The sequence below is a fragment of the Streptomyces sp. NPDC020192 genome, assembly GCF_044388685.1.
In the GTDB taxonomy this organism is placed as follows: Bacteria; Actinomycetota; Actinomycetes; order Streptomycetales; family Streptomycetaceae; genus Streptomyces.
In genome coordinates this window covers 35693-62540 of the sequence record NZ_JBIRXG010000033.1, presented here as the reverse complement: position 1 = coordinate 62540, position 26848 = coordinate 35693, and the positions used below count along the sequence as shown (strand labels likewise).

At 68.2% G+C, this 26848-nt stretch carries 25 protein-coding genes and 7 pseudogenes; 11 read left to right on the top strand and 21 right to left on the bottom strand.

Annotated features, from left to right (window positions below):
• Positions 1–99: 99 nt before the first annotated feature.
• Positions 100–580 (top strand): annotated as a pseudogene (locus ACH47Z_RS39645) (transposase); the annotation flags it as partial.
• A gap of 36 nt (positions 581–616) precedes the next feature.
• On the opposite strand, the gene coaD reads toward ACH47Z_RS39645, so the two are convergent.
• On the bottom strand, positions 617–1042 hold the full coding sequence (gene coaD, locus ACH47Z_RS39640) for a pantetheine-phosphate adenylyltransferase (protein ID WP_399082987.1): 426 nt from the start codon (positions 1040–1042) through the stop codon (positions 617–619).
• An 83-nt stretch (positions 1043–1125) separates the two neighbouring features.
• Between coaD and ACH47Z_RS39635 the strand changes: the two genes are divergently transcribed.
• A complete protein-coding gene (locus ACH47Z_RS39635) occupies positions 1126–1416 on the top strand; it encodes a hypothetical protein (protein ID WP_399082984.1) in 291 nt (96 codons plus the stop codon).
• Positions 1417–1464: 48 nt separating this feature from the next.
• Here the strand turns inward: ACH47Z_RS39635 and ACH47Z_RS39630 are convergent, their stop codons facing one another.
• Both ACH47Z_RS39630 and ACH47Z_RS39625 read right to left on the bottom strand, forming a co-directional pair.
• The gene (locus tag ACH47Z_RS39630; protein WP_399082981.1) at positions 1465–1986 is read right to left on the bottom strand and encodes a hypothetical protein; all 522 of its coding nucleotides are present in this window, start codon (positions 1984–1986) and stop codon (positions 1465–1467) included.
• Positions 1987–1999: 13 nt separating this feature from the next.
• Positions 2000–2545, bottom strand: a complete 546-nt coding sequence (locus tag ACH47Z_RS39625) for a S1 RNA-binding domain-containing protein (protein ID WP_399082978.1) — start codon at positions 2543–2545, stop codon at positions 2000–2002.
• 330 nt (positions 2546–2875) lie between these two features.
• On the opposite strand from ACH47Z_RS39625, the pseudogene ACH47Z_RS39620 reads away from it, so the two are divergent.
• Positions 2876–4249: pseudogene (locus ACH47Z_RS39620) on the top strand (cytochrome P450).
• Between the two features lie 288 nt (positions 4250–4537).
• Here the strand turns inward: ACH47Z_RS39620 and ACH47Z_RS39615 are convergent.
• The 8 genes and pseudogenes from ACH47Z_RS39615 to ACH47Z_RS39580 all read right to left on the bottom strand — a co-directional run bounded on the left by ACH47Z_RS39615 (position 4538) and on the right by ACH47Z_RS39580 (position 9834).
• Positions 4538–4765 carry a hypothetical protein gene (locus ACH47Z_RS39615; protein WP_399082975.1) on the bottom strand — a complete coding sequence of 76 codons (228 nt, stop codon included), beginning with the start codon at positions 4763–4765 and terminating at the stop codon, positions 4538–4540.
• Positions 4755–5651: pseudogene (locus ACH47Z_RS39610) on the bottom strand (integrase). The gene ACH47Z_RS39615 and the pseudogene ACH47Z_RS39610 overlap by 11 nt, the downstream one beginning before the upstream one ends.
• Positions 5652–5737: 86 nt before the next feature.
• On the bottom strand, positions 5738–6310 hold the full coding sequence (locus ACH47Z_RS39605; protein WP_399082973.1) for a hypothetical protein: 573 nt from the start codon (positions 6308–6310) through the stop codon (positions 5738–5740).
• Between the two features lie 592 nt (positions 6311–6902).
• Positions 6903–7238, bottom strand: a complete 336-nt coding sequence (locus ACH47Z_RS39600; RefSeq protein ID WP_399082970.1) for a YciI family protein — start codon at positions 7236–7238, stop codon at positions 6903–6905.
• Positions 7239–7290: 52 nt separating this feature from the next.
• On the bottom strand, positions 7291–7551 hold the full coding sequence (locus ACH47Z_RS39595) for a hypothetical protein (RefSeq protein WP_399082967.1): 261 nt from the start codon (positions 7549–7551) through the stop codon (positions 7291–7293).
• Positions 7552–7575: 24 nt separating this feature from the next.
• Positions 7576–8211 (bottom strand): SDR family oxidoreductase, encoded by a 636-nt coding sequence (locus ACH47Z_RS39590; protein WP_399082964.1) that lies wholly within the window; start codon positions 8209–8211, stop codon positions 7576–7578.
• Between the two features lie 3 nt (positions 8212–8214).
• A complete protein-coding gene (locus tag ACH47Z_RS39585; RefSeq protein WP_399082961.1) occupies positions 8215–8643 on the bottom strand; it encodes a PPOX class F420-dependent oxidoreductase in 429 nt (142 codons plus the stop codon).
• Between the two features lie 171 nt (positions 8644–8814).
• The gene (locus tag ACH47Z_RS39580) at positions 8815–9834 is read right to left on the bottom strand and encodes an FAD-dependent monooxygenase (protein ID WP_399083048.1); all 1020 of its coding nucleotides are present in this window, start codon (positions 9832–9834) and stop codon (positions 8815–8817) included.
• 701 nt (positions 9835–10535) lie between these two features.
• Between ACH47Z_RS39580 and ACH47Z_RS39575 the strand changes: the two genes are divergently transcribed.
• Positions 10536–11141, top strand: coding sequence for a dihydrofolate reductase family protein (locus tag ACH47Z_RS39575; protein WP_399082958.1), 606 nt, complete (start codon positions 10536–10538; stop codon positions 11139–11141).
• 16 nt (positions 11142–11157) lie between these two features.
• Here the strand turns inward: ACH47Z_RS39575 and ACH47Z_RS39570 are convergent, their stop codons facing one another.
• Together ACH47Z_RS39570 and ACH47Z_RS39565 are read right to left on the bottom strand one after the other, a co-directional pair.
• Positions 11158–11304, bottom strand: a complete 147-nt coding sequence (locus ACH47Z_RS39570) for a hypothetical protein (RefSeq protein ID WP_399083054.1) — start codon at positions 11302–11304, stop codon at positions 11158–11160.
• Between the two features lie 776 nt (positions 11305–12080).
• Positions 12081–12485 (bottom strand): ATP-binding protein, encoded by a 405-nt coding sequence (locus tag ACH47Z_RS39565; protein WP_399082954.1) that lies wholly within the window; start codon positions 12483–12485, stop codon positions 12081–12083.
• Between the two features lie 364 nt (positions 12486–12849).
• Between ACH47Z_RS39565 and ACH47Z_RS39560 the strand changes: the two genes are divergently transcribed.
• The 4 genes and pseudogenes from ACH47Z_RS39560 to ACH47Z_RS39545 all read left to right on the top strand — a co-directional run bounded on the left by ACH47Z_RS39560 (position 12850) and on the right by ACH47Z_RS39545 (position 15765).
• Positions 12850–13716 carry a helix-turn-helix domain-containing protein gene (locus ACH47Z_RS39560; protein ID WP_399082951.1) on the top strand — a complete coding sequence of 289 codons (867 nt, stop codon included), beginning with the start codon at positions 12850–12852 and terminating at the stop codon, positions 13714–13716.
• A 29-nt stretch (positions 13717–13745) separates the two neighbouring features.
• A complete protein-coding gene (locus ACH47Z_RS39555; protein WP_399083045.1) occupies positions 13746–13964 on the top strand; it encodes a DUF397 domain-containing protein in 219 nt (72 codons plus the stop codon).
• Between the two features lie 82 nt (positions 13965–14046).
• On the top strand, positions 14047–14862 hold the full coding sequence (locus ACH47Z_RS39550) for an SAM-dependent methyltransferase (RefSeq protein WP_399082948.1): 816 nt from the start codon (positions 14047–14049) through the stop codon (positions 14860–14862).
• A gap of 265 nt (positions 14863–15127) precedes the next feature.
• Positions 15128–15765: pseudogene (locus ACH47Z_RS39545) on the top strand (helix-turn-helix domain-containing protein).
• Between the two features lie 178 nt (positions 15766–15943).
• On the opposite strand, the gene ACH47Z_RS39540 reads toward ACH47Z_RS39545, so the two are convergent.
• A complete protein-coding gene (locus ACH47Z_RS39540) occupies positions 15944–16258 on the bottom strand; it encodes a hypothetical protein (RefSeq protein WP_399082945.1) in 315 nt (104 codons plus the stop codon).
• A gap of 163 nt (positions 16259–16421) precedes the next feature.
• Between ACH47Z_RS39540 and ACH47Z_RS39535 the strand changes: the two are divergent.
• Positions 16422–17038: pseudogene (locus ACH47Z_RS39535) on the top strand (transposase).
• 6 nt (positions 17039–17044) lie between these two features.
• Here the strand turns inward: ACH47Z_RS39535 and ACH47Z_RS39530 are convergent.
• A complete protein-coding gene (locus tag ACH47Z_RS39530) occupies positions 17045–17956 on the bottom strand; it encodes an ADP-ribosylglycohydrolase family protein (protein WP_399082942.1) in 912 nt (303 codons plus the stop codon).
• A gap of 101 nt (positions 17957–18057) precedes the next feature.
• Between ACH47Z_RS39530 and ACH47Z_RS39525 the strand changes: the two are divergent.
• A pseudogene (locus ACH47Z_RS39525) lies at positions 18058–18168 on the top strand (IS5/IS1182 family transposase); the annotation flags it as partial.
• Between the two features lie 84 nt (positions 18169–18252).
• Here ACH47Z_RS39525 and ACH47Z_RS39520 read toward each other — a convergent pair.
• Positions 18253–19179 carry an NmrA/HSCARG family protein gene (locus ACH47Z_RS39520; protein WP_399082939.1) on the bottom strand — a complete coding sequence of 309 codons (927 nt, stop codon included), beginning with the start codon at positions 19177–19179 and terminating at the stop codon, positions 18253–18255.
• Positions 19180–19327: 148 nt separating this feature from the next.
• On the opposite strand from ACH47Z_RS39520, the pseudogene ACH47Z_RS39515 reads away from it, so the two are divergent.
• Positions 19328–19537, top strand: a pseudogene (locus tag ACH47Z_RS39515) (helix-turn-helix domain-containing protein); the annotation flags it as partial.
• 409 nt (positions 19538–19946) lie between these two features.
• Here ACH47Z_RS39515 and ACH47Z_RS39510 read toward each other — a convergent pair.
• The 5 genes from ACH47Z_RS39510 to ACH47Z_RS39490 all read right to left on the bottom strand — a co-directional run bounded on the left by ACH47Z_RS39510 (position 19947) and on the right by ACH47Z_RS39490 (position 26748).
• On the bottom strand, positions 19947–21794 hold the full coding sequence (locus tag ACH47Z_RS39510) for an RICIN domain-containing protein (RefSeq protein WP_399082936.1): 1848 nt from the start codon (positions 21792–21794) through the stop codon (positions 19947–19949).
• A 63-nt stretch (positions 21795–21857) separates the two neighbouring features.
• Positions 21858–23594, bottom strand: a complete 1737-nt coding sequence (locus ACH47Z_RS39505) for an amylo-alpha-1,6-glucosidase (protein WP_399082933.1) — start codon at positions 23592–23594, stop codon at positions 21858–21860.
• Between the two features lie 81 nt (positions 23595–23675).
• The gene (locus tag ACH47Z_RS39500) at positions 23676–24500 is read right to left on the bottom strand and encodes a carbohydrate ABC transporter permease (RefSeq protein ID WP_399082930.1); all 825 of its coding nucleotides are present in this window, start codon (positions 24498–24500) and stop codon (positions 23676–23678) included.
• Entirely contained in the window at positions 24497–25480 is a 984-nt protein-coding gene (locus tag ACH47Z_RS39495; RefSeq protein ID WP_399082927.1) for a carbohydrate ABC transporter permease, read from the bottom strand. Before ACH47Z_RS39495 ends, ACH47Z_RS39500 begins: the two co-directional genes overlap by 4 nt.
• Positions 25481–25500: 20 nt before the next feature.
• Positions 25501–26748, bottom strand: a complete 1248-nt coding sequence (locus ACH47Z_RS39490) for an extracellular solute-binding protein (protein ID WP_399082924.1) — start codon at positions 26746–26748, stop codon at positions 25501–25503.
• Between the last annotated feature and the right edge of the window lie 100 nt (positions 26749–26848).

Here is a 26848-nt window from a genome sequence, read left to right as displayed (position 1 = left end):
GCGTCCATTCCACACCGGCACAACGGAGCCCACGCACGTTGGGTGACGCTCGGTGAATGTGTCAGGGTGCCAGGCGCCACCGCCTCTCAGGGGTGTGCGCACCGGCTCGACGACGCCGGCCTCCTCGATCTCTCACGTGCCGTCCTCGGCTCCGCCCACGTCCGCGCCAAAAGGGGGGCGAACTCATAGGTCCGAGCCCCGTGGACCGGGGCAAACCCGGTTCGAAAATGCACGTCCTGTCGGACACGAACGGGCTGCCCCTCCTCGTCGGCGTCACCGCGGCCAACACCCACGACAGCCTCGCCCTGAAGCCCGTGATCACGGGTCACCAAACGAGACACGCCCCCACCACGGCCGCCAGTTCAAGCCCCAACGCCTCCACGTCGACAAGGCCTACAACATCCCCCACCTGCGGAAATGGTGACGCGGCAAACGGATCGGTGTCCGCATCGCCCGCAAGGGCGTCGAGTCGTCGCAACGGCTCGGACGGCGCCGGTGGGTGATCGAGAGGACGATGTCCTGGCTGACCGGCTACCGCCGACTCAACCACCGCTACGAACACCATCCCCGCAATGACCTGCCGCCCCCACCTGCTGGAAGAAGCTCGCTCAAACCATCATTCGGGGACACGGTCCAGTTGACTCATCGCGGTGACGAGCGTGGAGGAGATGTGGGCCAGGGCGGGGTCTGCAGCGATGAAGAACGTTTCGACTCCGGCCAGTTCGCGGTTCATACGGGCCGGCGGCATTTCGTAGTCCAGGTCGGGAACGCCGCGAACTCCGCGGACGACGACGTCGATTCCGACTCGGCGGCAGTAGTCGACCAGCAGGCCGCCGGTGTGGGAGTCGACCGTGACGTTGCTCAAGTCAGTTGCTGCCGCGCGGAGCCGGTCCAGCCGTTCCGCGATGGGGAAGCGGCCGGTCTTGTTCGAATTGGACATCACGCATACGACGACCTCGTCGAACAGGAGGGCAGCGCGCCGGAGTACGTCCTGGTGCCCTTGAGTGACCGGGTCGAAGGATCCTGGAAAGAGGGCTCGCATGATCGGAAAGAGTAACAAGCGGCCACCCCCGACACGCTCTTATGCCCGTCGCTGGCAGCGGCAGGTGTGGCAGCATCACCGCCATGTCTTTGCGGACCTGGGACTATGACGGTGATCTGTACTGCTCTCTCACCACCAAGACGGGTGCGGGCGAGGGCTTGACCACCCACTTCGAGCTCAGCGAGGCCCGCATGGTTCCGGGCGGAACCCCTTCCATGCCTGCTTCACCGGCACCCGGACCGGCAGCCGTGACGGTGGTTGTCTACGCCCCCGAGGAGGAAAAGCCAGCGGAGGTCTTCTTCGACGAGACGCAGACGCTGCCATTCGCCGTCTTGCAGCACTTCGTGACCATCGTCGCCTCAGCGAGCCCCTGAGCCGACATCACGAATTCAAGTTCAGTAGCCTTCCCGACCACCCCGGGTTCAGGGCAGGTGCTGGCGCACGGACGACCAGCCTGCGAGTTGATCTTTGATCGGTCCGAGGGGAAGGCTGGGCATGAGCCGGTCGATGTGAGCGGTGAGGTTCTTGTGACGGCGCAGATCGCCCATCTGCTCGATCGGGAGGTCTCGCCAGCCGGCCGCGAGCGACTTCGCTCGGCGCGGCTCAAGCGAGAGCGCGGCGAGGGTGTCGTTGGCCAGAGCTTCGGGGCTCCAGTCCGGGTCAGCGTCGGTGCCGAGGTGTTCAATGACCCAGGTCCGAAGTGCGAATTCCTGACGGTGCATACGGGCTTGCTCCCACGGACCGTCGCCGTGAAACCTCCTGTTCGCCGCCAGGGACAGCTTGGCCCAGCGAAGGCGCGCATCACGCGACTCTGCAGACCGATACACGTGGGACTGCGCAACCGTGCGTATTCGCTCCAGCTCCTGCCCACGCTGAAGCCCGGCCATGTGGGTCTCCAGCCTCTCGATGCTCCAGGAACTCAAGTCGAGATTCGGCTGGTCCATGTGGCGCCTCCTCTCAACGTCCGGTTGATGCGGCCAGGAGGATCCGATGTCGCTCGAGGTCGACGCCGAGGATCGCGACCATCAACTCCTGCCCTTCCTGGACCGGCGTCTGCGGGAGTTCTTCTGGTCGGATGAGTCCTTCGACGCAGTCGGCGACTCGGACGAAGGCGCCGATCGGCGCGAGCTTGGTGACCTGTGCCCTGACGGTCTGGCCGATCATGTCGGCGAATGACGTCAGCAGATCTGCGTGTTCGTCCCACTCGGTGAGCTTGATCTTGACCTGGTGGTTGTGGTCGGCATGCCACAGGACGAGTCCGGCGACGTGCTCTCCAACGCGCGGAAGTTCCATGCAACGGGGCATGGCAGTGATCTCGGCCAAGCCGATGGCTTCGGGGTGGTGATCGATGGCGAGGAAGACGCCGAATGGCTGGCGGCCGACGACCTCGCCGGTGACCGCGGCGCCGAGGGGGAGGCTGCGAACGGTGTCGGGCCAGGCGGCTACGACGCGGGTTCCATAGTCCTTGTCGCTCCCCCAATCGGGCCAAAAGTATTCGGGCATAGCTGGATCATGGCAGGTTCGGCCCCGAATTCGGGGCGGGTCCGTTCGTCGGTCATCGTCGGATGACGTTGCTTGGGGCCGAAGTTGTCCGTTTGGGGCAGGCAGTCCTGGTCACGGCCTGCAGGCGTTGGGGGTTCCGCCCTGCACAAGAACATCGAGAGCATGAATCACCATGACTCAGGCGGCATTCCGCATGTTTCTGATAGCCGGGGTTACCAAAAGCTCCCTCGCCACGACCCGGCGGGCCGCCTGTCATGGCGCCCGTCGATGCGCTGCTGGGAGACTACTGAGGAGCGGACAGGCTCACAGACTGCTGGAGGCTTAAAGACCATGACGGTGACAGTCCCGGGCGCGGAGGCGCCGATCGTGGCAGGAGGGCCCCTGCTCGGTTCGATGAGCGACCTGCTGAACGATCCACTGGCGGCATATCTGCGGGCGCGGCGCGATCACGGTGACGTCGTGCGGTTCCGCGCCGGGCCGCCCGGCCTGCGCACGGACCTCTACGCGGTGTTCTCGGCCGAGGGCGCCCAGCAGGTCCTGGCGACGCAGGCCGCCGTCTTCCGCAAGGACAACGTCTTCTACGAGGAAGTACGACAGTCCGTCGGCAACGGCCTGCTCACCAGTCAGGACACCGCCTACCTGCGCCAGCGCCGCCTCATCCAGCCGCTGTTCACCCCCCGCCGTGTGAACGGCTATGCGCAGCAGGTGACACATGAGGCAGCGGCACTTGCGAAGGCCTGAAGCACGCATCCAGGCCAGACTGTCGAACTGGTCGGTGAGATGCACCGGTTCGCGCTGCGCGTCGTCGGCCGGATCCTGTTCGGCGAGGACATGGAGAGGGCACTGAAGGTGGTCGAACGATCGCTGCCCGCGCTCCAGGAGTACTCACTGAAGCGGGGCTTCTCACCGGTGAAGACCCCGCGCACCTGGCCCACCCCTGCCAACCGCCGTGCTGCCCGCCTTCAGAAGGAGCTGTTCGCGCTCTGCGACGGCATCATCGCGCGACGGCGAGGGGGCGGGGCCGCGGAGGACCTCGTCACCCTCCTCGTCCACGCCGAGAACGCCGAGGACGGCAGCATGGACGCCGCCGAACTACGCGAACAGGTGCTGATCTTCCTGCTCGCCGGCCATGAGACGACGGCCACCGCGCTCGCCTTCGCCCTGCATCTGCTCGCCCGACATCCGGAACACCAGCGCCGGGTACGCAAGGAGGTGGACGAGGTGCTCGGCGGCCCCGGCGGACGGACACCCACCGCAGCGGACATGGAGGCACTGCCGTACCTGACGATGGCGCTGAAGGAAGCGATGCGGCTGTATCCGTCCGCGCCCGTCATCGGCCGCCGCGCGGTCGCCGACACGCAGATCGACGGCGTACGCATACCGGCCGGCGCCGACCTCCTCGTCAGCCCATGGGTCACCCACCGCCACCCCGACTACTGGCCGGACCCAGACCGCTTCGTCCCCGAGCGCTTCACGCCCGAAGCGGAGGCCGGCCGCCCGCGCTACGCCTGGTTCCCGTTCGGCGGCGGACCGCGCGCCTGCATCGGGCAGCACCTGTCGATGCTGGAATCGGTACTCGGGCTCGCCGTACTGATCCAGGCATACGAGTTCGAAGCCGCCAGCAAAGACGAGGTACCACTCGGCGCGGGCATCACCCTGCTCGCAAAAGGCCCCGCACAATGCCGGATCAGGCGCAGAGTCTAGACGCTGACTCCCGGATCATGCTCCCTCGGGCCATACTGATGGCATGTCCGCGGCAGACGAAGCCGAGGGAGGCAAGCCCTTCCGCCTGACACAGCCGGGCCGAGGCGCCGCCGGCCTCGGTCTGAAGGAGCTGGTAAGGCGCCCCCGAGCGGCGCGAGCAGCTGTCGGCGATCGGGATGCGCTGGGCGTAACAGCGCCGGACGGGGCAGAGGGACCGGCAGCAGTACGGCTGTCGGTCCATCGGTCTGGCATGAGCAGGCGATGCGCTTGGAGACCGGTCGGCGCGCGCTACTGCTGCCAGGTGTCGGCGCTCTGGTCGAAGTCCTCCTTGTAGGCGCGGCGCTGGGTGAGGTCGGATTCGGTCAGCTGCGGGTGTACCGGCGGCTGCTGGGGGGCGGCCCAGAGTTGGCTCAGGTGGCGTTCGCCGCGGTCGCCGATGCCGGGCTCGGGGTTGGGGGTGTGGCAGTAGCGGCGCTGCCCTTGCCGATAACCTCGTCCGCCCTGGTCATGCGGCATGTGCGTACTCGTGGAGGACGCCTCCGAGACGATCACGTCGGCGTATGTCCAGGCGGGCTGTCTGCTCCGGATCGGCGATCGGCGCGGGCAAGGGGTTCAGCGGAGGGGCGTTCGTGATGCCCTGGTGGGGCCGGTGGCCGTTGTAGAACTGCTCAGGGTGCGGCCAGGAGCTCGCGCCGACAGCTCTGCACACGACCCCTCCATGACCGAGTTCATCCTCGGCATCCGGACACCGCTGAGCACGACGTCGATCCCCGCCTCCGCCAGGAAGGCGTCGAGCGTCCTCGAGGTCCATGACCAGATTCCTGGCGGCCTGGGCCACCCAGGACGCGGTCGGGTGCGCGGTGGCACCCAGGATCCGGATCCGTCGGTTGGCGTGCTCGACCACCGCGAACACGTACAGCCGCGCTCCGGTCAGCGTGACCGTCTCGAAGAAGTCGCAGGCAAGCAGGGCATCGGCCTGGGAGCGCAGGAAACTCGCCCACGTGCTGGAGTTCCGTTCGGGAGCCGGGTCGATGCCGGCCTCTTCGAGGATCTCCCAGACGGTGGACGCGGCGACCTTCACGCCCAGGATGAGCAGTTCGCCGTGCAGACGCCGGTGGCCCCAACCGGGATTCTCCCGCGCCAGGCGCAGCACCAGGGCCCGGGCGGAGTGCACGGTCCGCGGTCGGCCCGGACGCTTGGGCCGGGAGGCTGCGGCGTGGCGGCGCGCGAGCATGCGCAGCACGTCCTTCGGGGGCTGGTGCAGCAGCGCCGCCAAGAATGCCCGATCACCCGGGTGGAACCGCACCCTCTTCTTTGCGAGTCGGCGCTCCAGGACGGTGATCTGACGGCGCAGCGACCGCAGTCGCCATCCCACACACCGGCACCCACGAGAGTGGATGATTTTTCGGCAAGGGCAGCGTCATGCTGACGGTGCAGCAGAAAGCCATGGAGCTGGGCTGGTGCCATCCCTTCCCAATTAATCGCCGGTCAGCCCGTCATGGCGGACTTCTGGCCGGTCGGGGTAACGGCGTACCACTGCCTGTCCTTGCCCTGGCCGCTCATCTGCCCGGCCTTGGTGTCGCCCATGTACCGGTACAGCGGCCAGCCGTCGAGGGTGACCTGTTTCATGCCGTTCCGGTGGACCGTGCCGATCAGGCTCTTCTCCACGCCCATGGTCCGTACGGAGTCCTGCACCATGACGGGCATCCATGTCTTCGTACACTCACCGGCACATGTCCACCTGGAGGGGGCCGCCTGGTCCTTGTCGGAGCGGTAGAGCGTCATCCCCTTGTCGTCGGTGACCACACTGCCCATGCCCTTGACCGTCTTGGCCATCAGCATGGTGGTCGTGGCCAAGTGCCCGTTGCCGGAGTTACCGCCGTCCGCAGGTGCGGAGGTGGCCGGTGCGGAGGTCGCGGGATCCGACGCAGCCGTGGCGACGGCGGCGGCGTTGCCGGGGTTCGTGCTGGAGGCGTTGTCGTTCGAAGAGCCGCACGCCGCCAGCAGGAGCGCGGACGCGAGCCCTGCGGCCGAGGCGATGACGATGCGTTGCGCGATCACGGAGTTACCCTTCGTCGGGAGTCGCCAGCTGCTTCCTCCCTCAGTACGTTGGGTAACTCCCGCCCTCTCAGCCGCTCATGTCACATGGCGGAGTCTTGACCGTCGGCCGGACTCGGGTCGGATAGCTGCGGCCGATGGTGACGCCGCCGCCACGGTCATCGCGGCCCTGGTCGCCGAGAACACCGCACTCCGCGATCAACTCGCGAAAAGGTCAGCCGTGGTGATCCCTCTCGGTCGCGGGCACGCAGTACGAGAATGACCACCGGCTCCGTGCCCACGGCCAGCCCCCGCATCCCGGCGGACCTCACCATCCGATCGCGTGCGGAGACACGCTAGCGAAATAGCTCGGCGGGCCCATGACCTGCTCGCGGCGTAGGTCGCCGGGCATCTCTCCCTGCTGGGGGAACGATCAGCTGGAGTGGGCCAGGGGCGTGACCGCGGCCTTCTTCCACGGCACGCAGCAGGTGCTGCGGGAGGTGCGGCAGTGACGCGGCAGCGCGCACCGGCACCCGAATGCGCCTCCTGACGGCGCGGTCCGAGTCCGTGGTGGGCGAAGCGCCGTTCGATCAGTTGGCTTCGAACGGCGCCGATCTCATGCCGTTTCCGCCGGGCGCCTCTTGCGGTACCAGGGGCTGACGGTGGGGATGCGGAGTCCTGCCGCGTGCAGGGGGTCCTGGCTTGCGATCTGCTCTGCTTCGGCCAGGGAGGCGGCGCGCAGGATGTACAGGCCGGTTCCGGAGTTCTTGCCGTCGGGCGTCATGAGGGGACCGCCTTCGAAGGTGATCCCCCTGCTTTCGAGGTCTGCCCCGAAGGCGAGGTGTTCCTTGATCTTCGGCATGAGTGTGCTCGGGTCGTCACCGACGAGTCGGCTCATGACGAGGTAGAGGAGCTCGTGGGTCTCATCGGAAAACGGGCGTTCGTTGCTCATCAGAGGTGCTCCTTCGTTGGGTGTGTTGTTACGGGACATCTCCGCGGCCCTGTCACCGCCCGCGCGGGGCGCGAAGTTCGGAAGCGAGGCGGGCGATGGTGTCCTCGGCCGTGGGGGCGGGCCCGAACAGCTGGATCTGGCGGATGGTGTCGGCGACGTAGCGGCCGGTGTCGAACCAGCGGAACATGGCGGCCATGTCCTTGACGATCGGCTTGAACGGGCCGACGAGGGCGCCCGCTGCCCGGATGACCGCGGATGGCACGGCCCGTACCTTGATCGGCTCTCCGGCCCGGCTGCCGAGCAGGCGGGCCACCTCCCGCATGCTGACCGGCCGGTCTCAGCCGATGTCAACGCGCTCGGCGGGCGAGGCGTCGGCGTCGACCGCGGCCGCCAGGTAGGCGGCGAGGTCGGAGGTGTGAACGAACGTCAGGGGGATGTCGGGCTTGGCCATCCAGAGCACCCACCCCTTGTCGAGGGGGTTGCCCGCCAGCGTGGTGACCTGGGCGAGGAAGGCTCCAGGGCGCAGGGCGACGAAGGGGACGCCGAGCTGTTCGAGCTTGTCCTCGGCGAGTTTCTTGTGCCAGAAGTGCGGCACGTCGGGTGTCTGGTCGCTGGTGAGGATGCTGGTGAGGGCGAACCGGCGTATGCCGGTGCGGTGGGCGGCCTCGGCGAGGTTGGCGTTGCCGAGCGTGTCGACGTCCTGTGCCTTCTTATCGCCGCCGGTGTAGCCGGCGGCGGTGGTGATGACGGCGTCGGCACCCTGCATGGCGGCGGTGAGGGAGTCGAGATCGAGTATGTCGCCGCGGGCGATCTCGACGCCCTTGTCCTGGAGCTTGCTCGCGTCACTGGTGGGACGGACCAGCGCACGGACCGTCTTGCCGCGGGCGAGGAGTTCATCGACGACCCGGCCGCCGAGCGCACCGGTCGCGCCGACAACGAGGACGGGGGGTGCGGTGGGGGCGGGGGCGCTCATGCGTCACTCACTTCCGTCGGGCTGCTGATGCTGGGTTTTGCGGGGGCGTAGCTGGTGGGCGCTGCCGGGAGACCAGGTCGCGGACAGGTTCATGCTCCAGGAGGTGACCGGAGTGATCTTCATGATCTGCTGCCCCCCGGTACGGGTTGCTCGGGCCACCAGCTCGGCTGTGCCGTGTACGCGCAGGTAGCGTGGTGTCCACGGCTCGGTGGAGGCGAGATCGTCGATGACGAGAGCCACCTTGTGGTTGCCGTCACGCACGTTGCGCGCGCGACGGGTGTTGGTCGGGTCGAAGCCGCCGATGTAGAAGTGCTCGCTGTCGAACTCGAACACGACCGGGGTGACGTCGGGCTGGCCGGCCGCCGAGACGTTCGCGATGCGAGCCAGGCGCTGTGAGCGGATGTAGGTGATCTCTTCTCCGGTGAAGGACATGGTGAGGGTCGTCCTTTTCGTCAGGGGGGAGTGAGCGGCCATGTAGGCACGTGCTGTCAGGAGGTGAGGTAGCCGCTGTTCCTCGACGGCCTCGGCGGGACGGAAAACTCCCCGGCCGGGTGACCGGCGCGAGGGCCCTTCGCCTCCGACGCCGTGGGCCCGAGGCTGCGGTCAGGAGGCCCCCCAGTCGGTAAGTGCCGCCCTGACCTGGTCGGCGTCCGCCACGCTCCACGCGCGGGCGATGTATCCGTCGGGGCGTACCAGCGCGGCTGCCAACCCGGACCAGGGCCCGGCCGGGACCACCTCCACCGCCGACGAGTCCAGCGCGGCCAGCTCCCCGGCCGGGGTGAAGTCCAGCAACAGGAAGCGATCGACGCGCAGTCGGCGCAGCACGGTGTCCCCGTCCGGCAGACGCAGGTTCGGCGCGCGGTGCCCGTCCAGGGGATGGCCTGCATCGGGGGTGTCGTAGGACACGCTGAGCCCCGACAGCAGTCCGGCCAGGTGTGCGTTGGTCTCCGGCCGGGCGAGCAGCGTGCTCATCAGCTCGCGCAGGGCCGCGCCTTGGGGCGTGAACGTGGTCATCAGCGCCGTCTGGGCCTGCGTGTTCTGCGCCAGGGACTCGGCCACCGGGCGGCGTTCACGGTCGTAGGAGGCCGCGCCGCCGGTGATCAGCGGGGTGGCCTGGCCCTTGATCTCGGCCGCGAGCTTCCATGCGAGGTTGACGCCGTCCTGCATGCCGACGTTGACTCCCTGGCCACCCGCCGGGAAGTGCACGTGCGCGGCGTCACCGGCCACGAAGACACGGTTGACCCGGTACCGGGTGGCGTGGCGGGTGGTGTTACCGGCCGTGGAGATCCACACCGCGTTGCGCAGCCCGTAGTCGGTGCCGGCGACGCGCTTGAGGATGCCGCGCAGGTCCTCGAGGGTGAGAGGTTGGCTCCGCCTGGCGGTGACCTTCTCCGGCGTCAGGCCGGTGTCCTCGGGCAGAACGCCGAACACGCGGTGGATGCCGTCGAAGAGCGGCACGATACTGACCCAGCCGTCCGCGTGGTCCCACACGTGGGTCGCGTTTTGTGGTGCCGCGTCCAGTTCGACGTCTGCAAGGTAGGACACCGTGTTGCCGGGCGGGCCGGGAAACTCGATGCCGGCCTGCTGCCGGACCGGACTCCACGCGCCGTCGGCTCCGACCAGGTATCGGGCGAACTCCGCTCGCCCCCGGGTGATGTCGAGCTAAGCGCAGCCAGGGGCAGGCCCGATCGCGTTGTGCACCAAAGCGTTTCGATCTCGGCCGGATCCGGTGCCTCGACCACCTGCGGGCTGACACCGTGGTGCACTGCCGGGATACGGCCACTGACCTAGAGATGCCGATGAACGAGACCGTGCCGGACAAAGCGTCCGCCGCGCTACATGAGAACCTGGGGCACGTGCTGTAGACGTGCGCACTGATGTGCGTCATCGCTCCCGACAACGTCCAGGGCAAAGCCGTCCTCCAGGCCGCCCCGCCCCCGCCAAGCGGCACGGACGCAGGACGCGATCGAGGAACAACTCGGGCGACACCCCCGGCCGGCAGCCATCGTCCACAACGCCCATCTTCTGCACACCGACGCCCTCTACTACCTCTACCGGCTATGGGACTCCTTCCAGGAACACGAGCCACGCCTGCCCGTCGCCCTCGTCGGGCCCGAACGGCTCCAGGCCGTCCTGAACCGGCCCGCGCTTGCCAGCCTGAAAGGCTGCGTCTACGTCTGGCACCACCTCACGGACAGCTGAAGCAGTCCAGGCCGGGGTGCCGGGTGACCAGACTGTCAGCGGGCCAGCGGGCCAGCGGGCCAGCGGCTGCCGATGAGTTTCCGGCGGTTGTGCGGTCTGCCCGTCGACGAAGGGAGCGCACCATGCGCAAGATCATCGTTTGCACGTTCCTGACGCTGGACGGCGTCATGCAGGCGCCGGGCGGTCCGGATGAGGACGCTCAGAGCGGCTTCGAGCACGGTGGCTGGCAGAAGCCGGTGGCCGACGACGAGGTCGGCACGGCCATCGCCGGTTGGTACGAGTTCTCCGACGCGATGCTGCTCGGCCGCAAGACGTACGAGATCTTCGCGTCGTACTGGCCGACCGCCGATCCCGACAACCCGTTCACCATTCGGATGAACAGCATGCACAAGTACGTGGCGTCTCGGACCCTGACATCCGTCGAGTGGCAGAACTCCACGCTGCTGGAGGGCGACATCGTCGATGCCGTACGCAAGCTGAAAGCGTCCGACGGCGGCAACATCAACGTCGTGGGCAGTGGCGACCTCGCCCAGACCCTCATGCAGCACGCCCTCGTCGACGAGTACCGGCTGACCATCCATCCGGTGATCATCGGCACCGGCAAGCGGCTGTTCGCCGACGAAACGATCCCCACTGCGCTGGAGCCGGTCAGCGTCTCGACGACGAAGGGCGGCACCATCGTCGGCGTCTACCGGCCGAACGGTAAGCCCAGCTACGACAGCTATTAGGGCGGCTCCGTTTGGATCACCGGACAGACCACAGGAAGATACCCGCGACGTGGAGTCCGGCCAGATGGATGGTCGCGGTCTTCTCGTAGCGGGTGGCGATGCCGCGCCACTGCTTCGAGCGGTTGATGCATCGCTCGAGCATCTCGGCGATCTTCGCGAGCACACCCGCTCCGCTGCCGCCTCCTTCTCCGCCCGCGAACCGCGCCGCGTCGCCGCCTTCTTCTGCTCCTGCGCGTGTTCCTTCATCGCGGCCCGCTCCTCGGCGGTGAATCCGTTGTACTGCTCGGCGGCCGTGCCGGAGTTGTCGACCAAGGCGACAAAGCGGAAGAATTACCCCGAAGACTTCAAGTGGGATGCGGTGGGTCTGGTGCGCTCCTCGACGCCAAGGGCGCCCAGGTGTACCAGACGCGCACACCGTGGTCGTGGAGCCAGGCGGTCTCGCGGTACCGGAGATCATGCGCGGACTCCGGTGCAATGGCGCTGGGCCAGCGGACGAGTACCGCGGTGACGTGGCCAGTCTGTACCAGCTGTCTCACACGCCGCCACCCTCTGCGCTGGGCCGGGTCGGGCTCACCGTACGTGTCGGTGACGACCTCGGCGATCGCCAGTCCGCGCTCCCGGGCGAACGCATGGCCTTCTGCCCGCGCGCACTGCGTGGCTGCCCCGGGCGCGCCCGGGGCTCGGTCGGCGCATACGTAGAGCACGACAGGAGAAGCGGTTTCGCCGTGGGAAGTCATGGGCGCCTTCTGTAGATGGATCGAGGAGAAGGGATTCCTCGCAGCGCGAAGCGCACGTAGCGGGGCCGTGCGGTGCCGACTGCGTCTCTGCCGTTGGACGGGCAACTGGTCCGGAGCGCAGCCGGCCGGTCCTGGCCACGCCGTATCCGGGCTGTCGCTGCCGGGCGAGCCCCATATTCAGCACCGACCGGTGCCCATGGCATCAGGGGTAGGCCGTCAACTCCGCCCAGACAACCTTTCCTTCGGCCCGCGTCGAGCATGCGGAACCCCAGCGGTCGGCGAGTTGCTGGACGAGGAACAGGCCCCGCCCGCTCTCCTCGCCGAAGCCGGCGTGGTGCTGGGGCGGCCGGACCGGGGTGCGGCCGTCGTCGTGGAGTTCGATACGCAGGCGCCGCTCGTCGCCGGTCAGCGTGAGGCCACACAGGACATGACCGCTGTCGGTGTGGAGTACAGCGTTCGTGGTCAGCTCGGAGACCAGCAGCACCGCGTCGCAGCAGGTGTCGCCGGGTACCTTCCAGGCACGGAGCCGGTCGCGCACGGTGTCGCGGGCGGATCTCACACTGGTGCGCAGGGCGGGTAGGCCGAACCAGTACTCCCGACGAGGCATGGTCGTGGCTAAGGCGGGGGCCGGGGCTGAGGGCGTGGGCAGAGTCACGGATGTCGCCTTCCAGTGCCTTCTCGAGGGCGGGCGCGGCGTGCGGATGGGGGCTCCAGCTTGCGTGGTGAGAGGCGTATGACGAGGCAGGCGCCCTGCGCTGGGGTGCCGACGACGGCATCAGCATCACGTGTCCCGTCCAGGCCGGATGCTGCGTCAGAGCTGTGACTTGACCGCTCACATGCCAACTATGCGCGTGATCGCGCTCACGCTGCAACCGACTCCCTGATAATTTCAGCAGCGCGGGTATCACCTTGGCGTCGACATCAAGTCACTGTCACAATGGAGTTGTTGATGGCCCCTCAGGAGGGTGGGCGTGAGCGAAGCCCGTTCCAGCACCAGCGCACCGACAGTCCTGCGTATGATCCTCGGCCGTCGGCTGCAGGACATGCGGCTCGACGCCGGTGCCTCGCTGGAGGACGCGGCACAAGCCCTGCGCGTGAAGACCCTGACGATCCGCCGGCTGGAAAAGGCCGAGGTCGCGCTGAAGCCTCTCTACGTGGAGAAGCTCCTGGAGACCTACGGGGCGGACCGTCAGGTGATCGACGAGTTCGTCGACCTGGCCGAGCAGGCCAACCAGCCCGGCTGGTGGCACTCCTACCGCGACGCCGTCCCCAGCTGGTTCACCGCCTACGTCAGCCTGGAGACCAGCGCCAAGACCCTACGCACCTATGAACCCCAGTACGTCACCGGCCTTCTGCAGACCCCCGACTACGCCCGCGCCGTACTGCGCGGCGGGTTGCCGCACGGCAGCGAGGAGGAGCTCGCGCGCCGCGTGGAGCTGCGGCTACGCCGCCAGAGCCTGCTGGAGCGGGAGGACGCCCCCACGTTGTGGGTGGTCATGGAGGAAGCCGTCCTGCACCGGGCAGTGGGCAGCCCCGACGTGATGCGGGAGCAGATCGAGCGGCTCCTGGACATGTCCGAGCTCGCGCACGTCAGCGTGGACATCGTGCCCTTCGCCGCGGGTGCCCATGTCGGGGCATGCGCGCCGTTCACGTATTTCCGGTTCGAGGAACCCGAGCTGCCCGACATCGTCTACAGCGAACTCCTGTCCGCCTCCGTCTACCTGGACCAGCGCGCGGACGTCGTCGCCCATCTTGAGGCGCATTCCCGTATGGCTCTGCTGACGTCGTCCGAGGACAGCAGAGCGCTCTTGAACCGCATGCGCAAGGAGTACTCGTGACATTCACCGACGAGGGCGTCTACAACGGGATGCCGGCCCGCGACCTCGGGGAACAGGGCTGGGAGCGGCCCTGGAGCGGACCGAACGGCGGTCAATGCGTCGAGACGAAACTACTCGCCGACGGCCGCGTGGCCGTACGGCAGTCGACCGACCCGACAGGGCCGGCGCTGATCTACTCGCCGGAGGAGATCGCCGCTTTCGTCCGCGGGGTCAAAGAGGGCCTGGCCGATCACTTGGCCGCCGGGTGAACCGGCGGCGGACATGAGGGACGACGACACCGGTCCCGCTCCTGGCCTGCGGGCCGACAGACACACGCGTGAAGGGGAGAACATGACCACCAGGCAGGCCGGCCGGGATCTCGACACGAGCAAGGCGCACTCGGCCCGGATGTACGACTACTTCCTCGGCGGCAAGGACCACTTCGAGATCGACAAGGAGGCGGCCCTGGTCGCCGCCAAGGCCCACCCCGGCATCTACGTGACCGCCCGCGAGAACCGGGCGTTCATGCACCGGGCCACCCGGGTCCTGGCGCAGGAGCACGGCATCCGCCAATGGCTCGACATCGGCACGGGCATCCCGACCGAGCCCAACCTGCACCAGGTCGCCCAGTCCGTCGCGCTCGATGCCCGCGTCGTGTACGCCGACAACGACCCTCTCGTCCTGAAGTACGCCGAACGCCTCATGCGCAGCACGGCGCAGGGACGCACGGCCTACGTCGAAGCCGACGTCAGGGACCCCGATGCGCTGATGAGCGCCGTGGAGGCCTCGGAGGTCCTGAACTTCGACCAGCCCATCGCCCTCTCCCTCAACGCGCTCATGCACTTCATCACCGACCCGCACGACCCGTACGCCATCATCCGCCGGCTGCTCGACCCGCTCCCGGCGGGCAGCGCCCTCGCCATGAATCACTGCACGCCCGACTTCGACCCCGTCACCTGGAACAAGGTCGCGGAGGTCTACACCAAGTCCGGGTCTCCGGTGCAGTTCCGTTCGCACAGCGACGTCCGCCGCTTCTTCGACGGACTCGACCTGATCGACCCCGGCATCGTCTGCTGCCACCGCTGGCGGCCCGCCGGACCCGCCGACGGAACGGAGCCCACGGACGCCCAGATCAGCCTGTTGGCGGGCGTAGGCATCAAACGCTAGTGGCTCGTCACGCACCCTTGGCCGGGTAATCGGTCCATGAGCGGATTGGTGAGTCGGGTGCGAAGGCCGTCTTCGGTTCGGCGCAGGCATTGCGCCAGCGGACGCAGGCGGCGATGGCCGCGTTCTGCTCGTCGTGGCTGCGGTGGTGGGTGCCGTTGAGGGCAAATTGGCGCAGGGCTGCGAACTCGGCCTCAAAGTTGTCAAGGCCCGGGCCCGCATACGGCGGCGGGCCCGGTGCGCGTCCGGATCCGCGTATCCCAACGACCTGCTCAGCCGTGTGCCGGCGTCACCGCCCGGTCCAGGACCGGCAGAAACAGGCAAAAAACGCCGCGCCGAGGTCAGCCCCGAGGAATCAGGGCTCGTCACAGCCGGTCGGGCGCGCCGTGTCCCTGGCCTGCGCCGCGAAGAGGTCGCCCAGCTCGCCGCGATCAGCACCGACTACTACACCCGCCTGGAGCAGGGCCGCCTCCAAGCCTCCGAGCCGATCCTCGCCGAGCTGGCCAAAGTACTGCGGCTCAACGAAGATCAGCGCATCTACTTGTTCAATCCCGCCGGGAAGGGAATGGCAACACTGTCGGCCCCGGAAGAATGACACCAGGTACAGATCCAACTGCGCCGCATGCTCGACGACCTCAACACCACGCCGGCCTTCGTCGTCGGACGGCGCACCGACATGCTCGCCCAGTCGCCCATCTGAGGATGGAGGCCGCCCGACACCCCGGCGACCGACGACTGGCCGAACTCGTACGTGAACTCTCCCAGCGAGACCCCGACTTCGGCGAGATCGAGGTTGACTGGGCCACCCTTCTCTGCGCTGAGGACCCCGACCAGTAACTCGTCATGTGGACCGCCGAACCCGGCACCCCCGCCCACGACGCCTTCCGCCAGCTCAGCGCACGATGAACGTCCTCAACGCCGACCATGACTGGGCACCCACCTGCGCGGCTTCTCATTGGTGGATGCGTTCTCCTTCAACGCTGCTCCGACGTCCTTCGGGCGAGATCGGTGATCCAGATCCGGGTCGCCGATGCGGGATGGGGATCCCCTCGGCCGTCCCGCCGGGCCGACTCGGCAGTTGTCCTCAGACGTGTCGCCTCTCGGGGTACGGAGACAGGGCATATCCCGGCAGCCGTACCTGGCGTGAGTACACCGGCAAAGTGCCCTCGGCGGGAGCAGGCTCTGTGTAACACTCAAGAAGCAGGTCGCCCCGCAGGTCGTCGAGCTCGTCGGGTGAATCCTCCAGCAAGGCGTCGGCCCACACTTCGAGGGACGCGTTCTTCAGGGCATCGTTCGGAACCTGGCCGACCGGCTTGGGACCCAGCACCGTGAACTCCGGCTCACCGTCCGCACGGAACAGCAGCCGCCACCAATAGGGTTGCCAGGAGGTCTTCTTCAACGAGAACCAACCTCCCGACTTCGTTGTGGACGGTGGCTGCCCGGTCGGAGTGGGCCTCCATGCCTGGTGACGCTTCGTCGATCAACAATAGCTCCAGCATCCGGACATGACTCCGTTGCCCCCGTCGACGGGCCTGGACAACCCACCGCCGGGACGTGGTTGGATTGCTCCGGGCCTGGTGATCGAGCCGCTGCTGAAGGTGGAGCGTCGGAGCCGGCTTCCTGGGCGCAAGCGGCATCCGGTCCGGCCGGTGTTCCAGGGCATCCTGTTCGTGCTGCATACCGGGATTACCTGGGAACACCTGCCGCAGGAGCTCGGCTTCGGCTCGGGCATGACCTGCCGGCGCCGCCTGCCGAATGGACCGGGCCGGTGTGTGGCCCCGCCTGTACGAGGTCCTCCTCGCCAAGCTGCGCGGTGCGAACGCCCTGGACTTCTCCCGGGCGGCCGTCGAGGCTCCCGCATTCGGGCGTTAAAGGTGCGAGGCAAGCGCGGCCGGCCCCGGCGCCGACCGAACATCGTACTGGCGACCGCGGCTACGAGCACGACACGTACCGCCGCCTGGTCCGGGACCTCGGCGTGAGACCGTTGATCGCCCGCCGAGGCACCGAGCACGGCTCCGGCCTCGGCACCCAGCGTTGGGGCGTGGAGCGCGCGTTCGCCCACCTGCACTGGTTCCGCCGCCTACGGATCCGCTGGGAGATCCGCGACGACATCTACGAAGCCCTCCTCAGCCTCGGATGCGCACTCATCTGCTGGAGACGCCTGAACTCATCCCGATAGGAGTGCTTACTCCGTCACGACCGGGGGCAGCGGTTCACAGGCTGCGTGCCAGGCGGGAGGGAGCGCGGCGACGCCCGTGCGCGCGGCGATCACCCCGCCCGCAATAGCGCAGGTGGTGTCGATATCGCCGCGCCCAGCGACCGTGAACCACAAGCCCTCGTGCAGGTCGTCGAGGTGCCCCGCCGCGCACCACAGGGCGTACGGAACGGTGTCAGGCCCTGACATCCGGTAGCCGGAGCCCAGGACCTCCGCGGCGTGCCGAACCGACGTGCGCTCCGGCATCCGGGCCGCGACCCGCACTCCCGACCGGACGTCGCTGTCCGGGAGTCGTTCGGCGACTGCCTGAAGGAAGTCCGACCTGGCCGGGGTGTGCCCGCCCCGGCTGCGGGTGGCCAGCGCCGCGGCAAGGGCGACCGCCACCGCTGCGGCGACCGCCTCCGGGTGATGGTGCGAGACCGCGCCCTGGCGGGCGGCCTGCTCAGCGACCGCATCGAGGTCGGCGGAGTGCCAGGCGCCGAGCGGGGCGGCGCGCATGGCTGCGCCGTTGCCCCAGGAGCCTTGGCCGCCGAACTGTCCGGCGACCACCTCCTGCCAGGGCTCGCCCGCGCCGATGCGGCGGAGCACGTCATGCATCGAGGCTCCGTACCCGCGGTGCGTGTCGTCGGCGTAGGCCGCCGCGAAGCGAAGGGCGAGGCGGTCCTGGTCGACGGTGCCGCCGCCCTCGACGAGTTCCCGGACGAGAACGAGCGCTTGGGCGGTGTCGTCACTCCACCGCCACAGCGGTTCCGGGGGCAGCGTCCGCGCCTCCAGGCATGCCGAACCGTCCCGGCGCAGGATGCCGAACCAACGGTCACCGAAGGCGTCGCCGAACGCGAGCCCGTACAACGAATCCAGCACAGCAGTAGGCACGGTGATCATCGGGACAGTGTCGCAGCGCGACGGCGCTTCTGCGCTCCTTTTTTGGAGCGGACAGGCTCCTGATCTGGACATGGTGCCGGGCAGCCTGGTCTGGGACCTCGAAGCCGCCGAACGCTCGCCGGTGTACCGAGCACGGCTCCGCACTCGACACCCAGCGTTGGATCGTGGAGCGCGCGTTCGCCCACCTGCACTGGTTCCGCCGCCTACGGACCGACGACTGCGCAGCCCTGCCGCGGGGTAGGTGTCGAGGTCGCCCGCCCAGATCCCGACGCGCCCGAGGTCGGGTATACCGGCGCTCATGCGTGCCGCCCTGTGGTGGGCTGGGTGGCCAGGAAGGCGGCGATCTGGGCAGCACCCGTGCGCTCCAGCCAGGTGAGGAAGTCCATCGCTCCGGGGTGGATACGGCGGGTTGCGGTGATGTCTGCGCGGTAGCCGTGTTCGTTGAGCCACTCGTTGGCGAACGCGAAGTCCTCACGGAGGGCCCGGATTGCTGCGATCGGGATCCGGACGTACGGCAGCGGGCGTCCGAGTGCGTTCTCGATGGCCGCGGCGATCTGGACCGGTGCGAGTTCGTCTCCGGCCAGGGCGACTTCGCGGCCGATCCAGTCCTCGGGCCGGGAGAAGGCCAGTGCGGCGACGAAGCCGACGTCGTCCACGGCCATGATCTGCTGCGGAACCTCGGGGGCGAGGGCGGTGGCCAACGCCCTATCCTGCAGGGCATATGCGTCGGTGAAGTTCTCCATGAAGGAGACCGGCCGCAGGATCGTCGCGGGCAGACCGAGCGCGGCGATGTGCTGCTCAATCCGCCACTTGCTGACCAGGTTCCGTGGCAATCTCTCGCTGCCGTGACGGTCCGCGCCGGCCACCGAGGTGAAGACGAAGTGCTCGATGTCGGCGGCACGCGCAGCCTCGGCGACGTTGATCCCCCAGCGGACCTCGTCATCGGCGCTGAAGTCCGGCGCCGTCCCGGGGCAACCAACCGTGGGCTGGACGCTGAACATGCCGTATGCGCCGTCTGCCGCGGCGATCAACGAGGCGACGTCCTCCATCTGCGCGCGCACGATCTGCGCACCGGCGCTCACCAGGTCCTTGGCCGGTGTCCCATCCGGATCGCGGGTGAGTGCGCGTACCTGCCAGCCGTCGCTGAGCAAGTGCCGTGTCACCGCCCGGCCCTGCAGGCCGGTCGCCCCCACCACCACGACGATCTTTCCTGTCGGTTCCACGAATCTCCCCGCGTCGCATGCCGACGAGGGCCCACGCCCATCACTGGGGTGGCCCTCCGGTTATCGGCCGATATGGAGGACCACCCCAGTTGGCAAGTCGTCAGGAGTTTCCGTGCCCAAGAGCCCAGCTGACCCGGCTTCGCGGCCGATGCGTGCCGACGCACGCCGCAACTACGACCGGATCGTGGCCTCCGCCGAGCGCCTTGTCGCCGAACACGGCGCCGAAGCCTCACTGGAGGAGATCGCCCGGCACGCCGGAGTCGGCTCAGCCACACTCCACCGACACTTCCCCTCACGGCAGTTGCTCCTGGAAGCCGTCTTCAAGGGCCGGGTGGACGCCCTGTGCGCCAAAGCGCGATCAGAGCACGGCGCACAGCACAATGCCTTCTCCCAGGAACACGTGCCCGCCTGTCTGCCTGCCCGCCGCGAACGGACGCACCACAGGCCCGTGATTCACCCGACCGGGGACGTCCGCGCACCTGCGCACGGCTCTCGCTGTCACGCGAGTCCACGGCAACGACCTCGACCAGGACTAGGACTAGGACTAGGACGCGTCGGACACGGGCGGCACGCGGAAGCGGTCCGGCACCTGCGGTTCGCCCTCGCCGCGCCGCAGCATGGCCGTTTGCGCAACGACTACCCGTCCGCGTCACGGGTTGGGGAAGCGAACGCCCGAGAGCAACGGCAACCGGCGAAGGAAGCGCGGCCGTCCCACAGCGATATCGGACGGCCACGCGTGCCAGACAGGTCTGGAGAGGTACCGGGTGTCAGCTCTTGCCGGAGAGACGCCAGATCTGGTTCTTCTTGGTGCTCAGTGCGCTGGCCGGGTCGCAGGTCCACTGGTGGATCAGGGCGCCGGCCGTGGTCGAGACATTGCTGACGTCGACGCACTTGCCGCTGTGAACGGCAACCAGCTGGTAGTCCTTGCTGTTGCCCAGTGCAGCGACGGGGTTGAGCGTGAACTGCTGGTTGGTGCCGCCGTTGCAGGTGTACTGAATGACGGCGGCGCCGTCGGCGGTGGACGCCCCGGAGACGTCGAGGCACTTGCCGCTGAGCTCGTTCACCACGGTGTACGTGTTGGTCTTGCCGCTCACCGGCTTGAGGTCGAGCATCTGCTGGTAGCCGCCCTCACAGTAGTACTGCTGGTACTGCGTGCCGTTCGCGGTGCTCAGGTTGGTGTCGTCCAGGCACTGCCCGCTGTTCTCGCTGACCGCGACGGTCGAGATCGTCGTGTTGGACGGCGGAAGGAGGGTGACGGTGTAACCGTCCTTGGCGTTCGACCAGGGGATGTTCACCGAGGCTGTGTTGTTGCTGACGTTCAGGGTGGTGTCGGAGATCGTCTCCGGTCCGGCCACCGGGGCGCCGTTGTTGTACGAGACGCGCTGGACGACCGCACGGACCTGACTGTTCTCCACCACCGACGTGGTGTTGAGGCCGGTGAGGTTGACGGTGACCGTGCCGGTGTTGCCGTTGCTGCCGAGTAGGATCCTGGCGTTCTTGGCGGTGTTGTCCTTGGTGGCCAGGCCGTCGGTGTTGGTGCCGGGGACGAAGTTGACGATGTTGCCGGTCTGCGAGCCGTAGTAGCGGTACATGAACCACTCCCCCAGCGGCAGATACTGGCCGGCGCTGTTCTTGGTGAGCAGGTTCGCCTCGTCGTCGTGCAGTCCGGTGCCGGAGGCCCAGTTGCCCCGCAGACCGTCGGCGCCGGCTCGCTCCAGGCGGCCGATGAACCAGGCGCCGCCGCCCGGGGACTGCATGGACAGGGTGGCGTACTCGTTGATCTGGTACGGGCGGGTGTTGGTCAACCCGGCCGCTGACAGCGTGGAGTTGGCGCGGCCGACGTCGGTGGCGGGGTCGCCCGGCTCGTCGTGCCAGCTGTAGATGTCCGGGGTGACGTTGTTGGCCTTGACGTAGTTCAGGTAGGTGGTCCACCAGGTGTTGGAGGAGTTCGGCTGGGAGGCCGTGCTGGGTCCGACGATGAGCTGGCTGGGGAAGGCCGCCCGGACCCGGGCGTAGAAGCGCGACCACATCTGCAGGTACTGCGCCTGCGAGGGTTTCCAGAAGCCGGCGCCGTCGGGCTCGTTCCACAGATCCCACTCGACGGTCATGTTGTTGGCCTTCACGTCGTTGATGAGCTGCGTGACGAAGTTGTCGAACTGCGTCCAGTCACCGTTGTCGCCCGGCCAACCCTGGTTGGTGGTCCCGTCCGCGCCCCACAGGTCGTGCGGGAGCAGCACGAACGTGCCGCCGAGCGCGACGGTCCGCTTGTACTGCGCGAGGGTCGAGTTCCAGCGGGTCTGGTAGTCGGCCAGGCTGGTGGCGTACCCGCCGCTGTTGAGCTGCGCGCCGCCGGCCCGCATGAAGTGCCACTTGATGTCCTTGAAGAAGTGGTCCTGCGGCAGCGAACCGTCCGGCGTCATGCCGTAGATCATGCCGGACGCGTGGTAGGTCGGCGCGCCGCCGGCGGTGGCGAAGTCGACGGTTACGCTGGTGTCCGCGGCCTGCGAGGGGGTGGCGGGCACCAGGGTCGAGGCGACGGCGGCCATGAGGACGGCGACGGTCGGGAGGGCTCGGCGTCCGGTGTGGGTGGCGGTTCTGGGGGTGGGCGACTTCATTGTGCGGCTCCTGGGGAATGAACCGGGGCCCGAGTGGTCCCGGGGCTGTAGCGAGGCAACCGGTCAGTGGCCGTCTCGGTGTGCGTGCGCTTCCGCAAGGAGGAGGTAGCTCGCGGCGGTCCAGGTGTAGGCGCGGTCGCGCAGGCCCGTTCCGGTGAGGGCGTCGAAGTTCTCGGCGAAGCCGTGGATTTCGCACAGGGCGCGGAAGCGGACGCTGATGTCGTCCGCCAGCCGGTGGTGGCCGGCACGGCGCAGGCCATCCTCGATCAGGACGGTGGCAGGTGCCCAGATCGGGCCGCGCCAGTAGCCGTCGGCGAGGTAGTGCGGCGAGGTGGTCAGTTCGGTGGCCAGGCCGTACGGCGTCAGGTGGGCCTTGATGCGGTCGGCCAGCACACTGCTGATCTCGCCGGGCAGGTGCTCGCCCAGCGCGATGGGCATCAGATCGAGGAGACTGGCGCTGCTCCAGGTGTCCCCGGTGTCGGCCCCCCGGGCGACGAACCGGTCGCCGGTCCAGAGCTGGTCGAGCAGGGCCGTCTGCATCTCCTCGGCCGTGCCTGTCCACCGGGCCGCCTCGTCCGGCCTGCTCAACTCGATGGCCAGATCGGCGAGTTCGTGCAGCTGGAGAATGAGGAATGCGGCCAGGTCGGCGGTGACGACCACCCGCTCGGGGTCGAAGGTGGTGGCGTTGTCCCAACCGCTGTCGTTGCCGTGCTGGTAGTAGGCGAGTTCGGCTTCGGGCGCGCGCCGTGCGGTGAGCCAGAAGTCGGTCCAGCGCGTCAACCGGTCGTATGCCTCGGCCAGTTCGTCCTGGCTGGGCGGTGTCGCAAGCCGGCGGCGGAGGTGGCCGAAGGCCCAGCCGTGGATGGGCGGCTTGACGAAGTTGTGGAGGACCTCGGAGTGGGTGATCGAATCTGGCAGGGCGCCGGCGGCGTCCTGGTGGTCGAAGGGCAGGTGGAATTGGTCCAGGGCCAGCTCTGGTGATCCCGGGGCCAGGGCGAGAGCGTTGAAGCAGTGGTCCCAGCTCCAGACCTTGTCCATCCAGTGCTTGGACATCAGCACGCCGGGCCGGGTGACCAGGCCCTTCGGCTGTACGGTCGCCGACCAGAGGACGTAGGTGGCGAGTTCGGCAGCCGGGGCGGCGGACGAGCGCCAGGGGGCCACCGCGTCCACGAAGTCCGCGAACCCGCCCCGCGCGGACTCCACGATGTCGTCGAAGCCCGCTGAGGACGCGTACGGCGGGCGGGCGGTGTCGAGTTCCTCGACCGCGATCTCCCAGGTGTCGTTCGCCTCCGCGGTCACGGCGACACCGCGTTCGGCTCTGCCCAGGGCCTGGGCTCCGGCTGCCTTGGCGAGAGTGCCCGAGAGCAGGGTGACGCGGTAGCGGCGGCCAGTCTCGTATGACGTGAAGATGTGCGCGTCCGCCGCGGGGTCGTGAAAGAAGTACGTTCCGCTGAACGGGGTCAGGGTCTGCGCGACGGCGAAGACACCGATGCCCAGGCCGCTCCCCCGCAGGCGCACGGTGTCCGGCGACTCGTAGGCGAGGTCGACGCGCCCGCTCTCGCCGATCCAGCCGAGCAGGGCTGGGGTCGCCTCGACGCGGGTCTCGGCGCGGTCGCCCGTCGTCGGGTCCAGCGGGACCAGACGCAGGACGCCGTGCATGCCGTTCTGGTGCGAGACGAGGTGGAGGTCCTCGGCGTACGTCTTCTCGGCCACCACCGGCGAGATGTCGAACCAGGATCCGTACGTGCTGAACGGGATGTCGTGGACGGAGAAGGCCGGGCCGGATCGGGCGGCGGTCATGTGGTGTGACTCGTTTCTGGAGCAGGGGGCGATGGCCGGCCGACGCGCGAGTGGGTCGGCCGACGTGGCGGGGGTGGGGGCTCAGTCCTTGACGGCGCCGGCGGTCACGCCGGCGGCGACGTAGCGCTGGGCGAGGACGAGGATGACCGCGGCCGGCAGCGAGGCGACGACGGCGGTGGCCATGATGGCGTTCCACTGCTGGTTGTTGTTGCCGATGTAGTGGTAGATACCGAGGGTGATCGGCTCGTGGTCGCCGCCGTTGACCAGGGTGCTGGCGAAGACGAAGTCGGACCAGGACCACAGGAACGCGAAGAGGGACACCGTGACGACGGCGTTGCGGCTGATCGGCAGAACGATGGACCAGAAGGTCCGCAGTGGCCCGGCGCCGTCGGTGGTCGCGGCCTGGAGCAGTTCGCCGGGGATGCCGGACATGAACGCGGTGAAGATGAGGACGCCGAAGGGCACTGCCAGGGTGGAGTCGGCGACGATCAGGCCGGGCACGGACTGGAGCTGTCCGAGCTGGAGGTAGATGGCGTAGAAGCCCATCGCCATGATGATGCCGGGGATCATCTGGGCGGCCAGGAGTACGAAGTTGAGGATGCCGCCGCCGCGGGGGCGCAGCTTGGCCAGGGCGTAGCCGGCGGGGGCGGACAGGGCGATGGTCAGGACGACGGTGCCGAGGCCGATAACGAGGCTGGTGCCGAGGTAGGGCAACTGCTCGTCGAGGACGGTGCGGTAGCCGGCCAGGGTGCCGTGCAGCGGCAGCAGATCCGGTGGGCTCTTGCGCATGTCCTGGTCGCGGGTGAGAGAGACGTTGAGCATCCAGTAGACCGGGAAGAGCATGATGCCGGTGAGCACGACGCCGATCGTGGTCTTCACCCACGTACGCCTGCGGATTCGGTTCATGACAGGGCCTGCTTTCTCTGGGCCCGGACGTAGACCAGGCCGAAGACCAGTGCGGCGACCACGAGCAGGTTGCCGACGGCCGCGCCGGGGCCGAAGGCCGGCAGGAGGTTGCCGAAGCCGAGCTGGTAGGACCAGGTGGCGAAGGTGGTGGACGAGTCCGCCGGGCCGCCCTTGGTCATGATCCAGATGATGTCGAAGACCTTGAGCGTGTAGATCAGCCCCAGGAGCAGGGTGATCGCCGACACCGGGCGCAGCAGCGGGAAGGTGACGCGCCAGAAGCGCTGCCAGGCGTTGGCGCCGTCGATGGCGGCGGCCTCGTACAGGCTCGTGGGGATGGACTGCAGTCCGCTGTAGAGCACGACCAGGTTGAACGGGACGCCGATCCAGATGTTCGCGATGATCACCGAGGCCAGCGACCAGGACGGCGAGGTCAGCCAGTTCACCGGTCCGATGCCGATGGTGTGCAGGGCGGAGTTGACGACGCCCGATTCGCTGTTGAGCATCCACGACCAGGTGGAGGCGGAGACGATCAGCGGCAGCAGCCAGGGCACCAGGAACAGGGCGCGCAGGGTGGCCGAGAGCCGGAAGTTCTGGTTGAAGAAGACCGCGAGGGCGAGTCCGATGGCGTACTGGAAGACCAGGCACACGGCGGTGAACACCACGGTGTGGAGCAGCGCCGGAGCGAAGGTCGGGTCGTCGAAGACCTTGCGGTAGTTCGCCAGGCCCGTGAACGGCGCATCGCCCTGGACGAAGGAGCGGACGGTGTAGTTGCGAAGGCTCAGGTCGAGGTTGCGGTAGAGCGGATAGGCGTAGAAGAGGGCGAGATAGACGGTCACCGGGGCGAGGAAGCCCCAGGCGGCCCACTGTGTGGAGGGGGGCCGGCGGCGTTTCGTGGCGGGGGCCGGGGGCGGGGCGGCGGCGGCCGCCCCGTTCCGGACGCGCTCGGACCGGTGTTCCGGCAGGTTTGTCGTGTGGTTCATCAAGGACCCTTGGGGGCGGGTTACTTGGCGGCGGACTGTGCTTCGGACAGCGCGTCCTTGGGCGACTTGGACCCGCTGAGTGCGGACTGGACGGCCTTCCACATCTGCTCGGAGATCTTGGGGTACTTGGTGCCCAGGTCGTCACTGGTACGGCCCTTGGCCGCCTTGACCGCGTCGACCCACGGCTTCAGGTCGGCGTTCGCGGCGATCTGCTTGTCCTGGACCTCGCTGGCGGGGGCCACGTAGGACAGGGTGGTGTCGGTGTTGTAGAGGTTGTCGGTGCTGGTCAGGCAGGTCACCAGCTTCTGGGTGGCGGCGTAGCGGGCGGTGTCCTTCTGGGCCGGGACGGTCACGAATTCGCCACCGGTCGGGGCGGCGGCGTTGCCGCCCGCGGCGGCCGGGATGGGCAGCACCCCGTAGTCGAAGCCGGCCTTCTTGGCGTTGGCGAGCTGCCAGGTGCCGTTCTCGCTGAACGCGTAGTCGCCGCTGGCGAACTCCTGCCAGCTGGTGGTCTGGGTGTTGTTGAGGACCGAGTTGGGGGCGTAGCCGTTCTTCAGCCAGTCCTTCCACAGGGTCAGGGCGGATACGGCCTGGGAGGAGTCGAGTTCGGTCAGCTTGGCGCCCGAGCCCCAGAACCACGGCAGGAACTGGAAGCTGCCTTCCTCGGTACCGATGGCGGAGAAGGTGATGCCCTTCTTGCCCGCCTTCTTGACCTTTTCCAGCGCCGCCGTCAGCGACTTCCAGTCCTTGACCGAGCCGATGTCGACGCCTGCCTTCTTCAGCACCTCCTTGTTGTAGTAGAGGGCGAGGGTGTTGGCGCCGATCGGCGTGCCGTAGGTCTTGCCGCCGGACTGGCCGGCCGCGAGCAGATTGGGGTCCACCTTCGAGGTGTCCAGCTTGGTGTCGTCGGTCGCGGTGAGCACACCGGCCTCGGCGAGGGTCGACACCACCGGGTTGTCGACGATGAGGACGTCCGGGGAGTTGCCCTGCTGCGCTGCCAGCAGGGTCTTGTTGCCCAGGTCGCTGGTGTCGAAGGCGGTCCGCTTGATCTTCACGCCGGCCTTGGTGCCGCACTGGTCGAGCAGCTTCGCCCAGGCCGAGGTCTTGTCGAACTGCGGGTACGGGTCCCAGATGGTGTACGTGCCGCTGCTGGCGCTCTGGGTGCCGCTGCTGCCCGAGCCGGAGGAGCAGGCGGTGGCGCTCACGGCCACGGCCAGGGCTGCCACGGCTGCGGCGGTCAGACGGCGCTGTCTGGAGGAGCGGTTCATGGCGAGGGTTCCTTTGTTCTGGGCATGCGGGTGCCGAGGGCACGGGATGGTGAGGAGGAACGGGCACGCCGAACAGCACCGATGAGCTGTCGGGCGATCG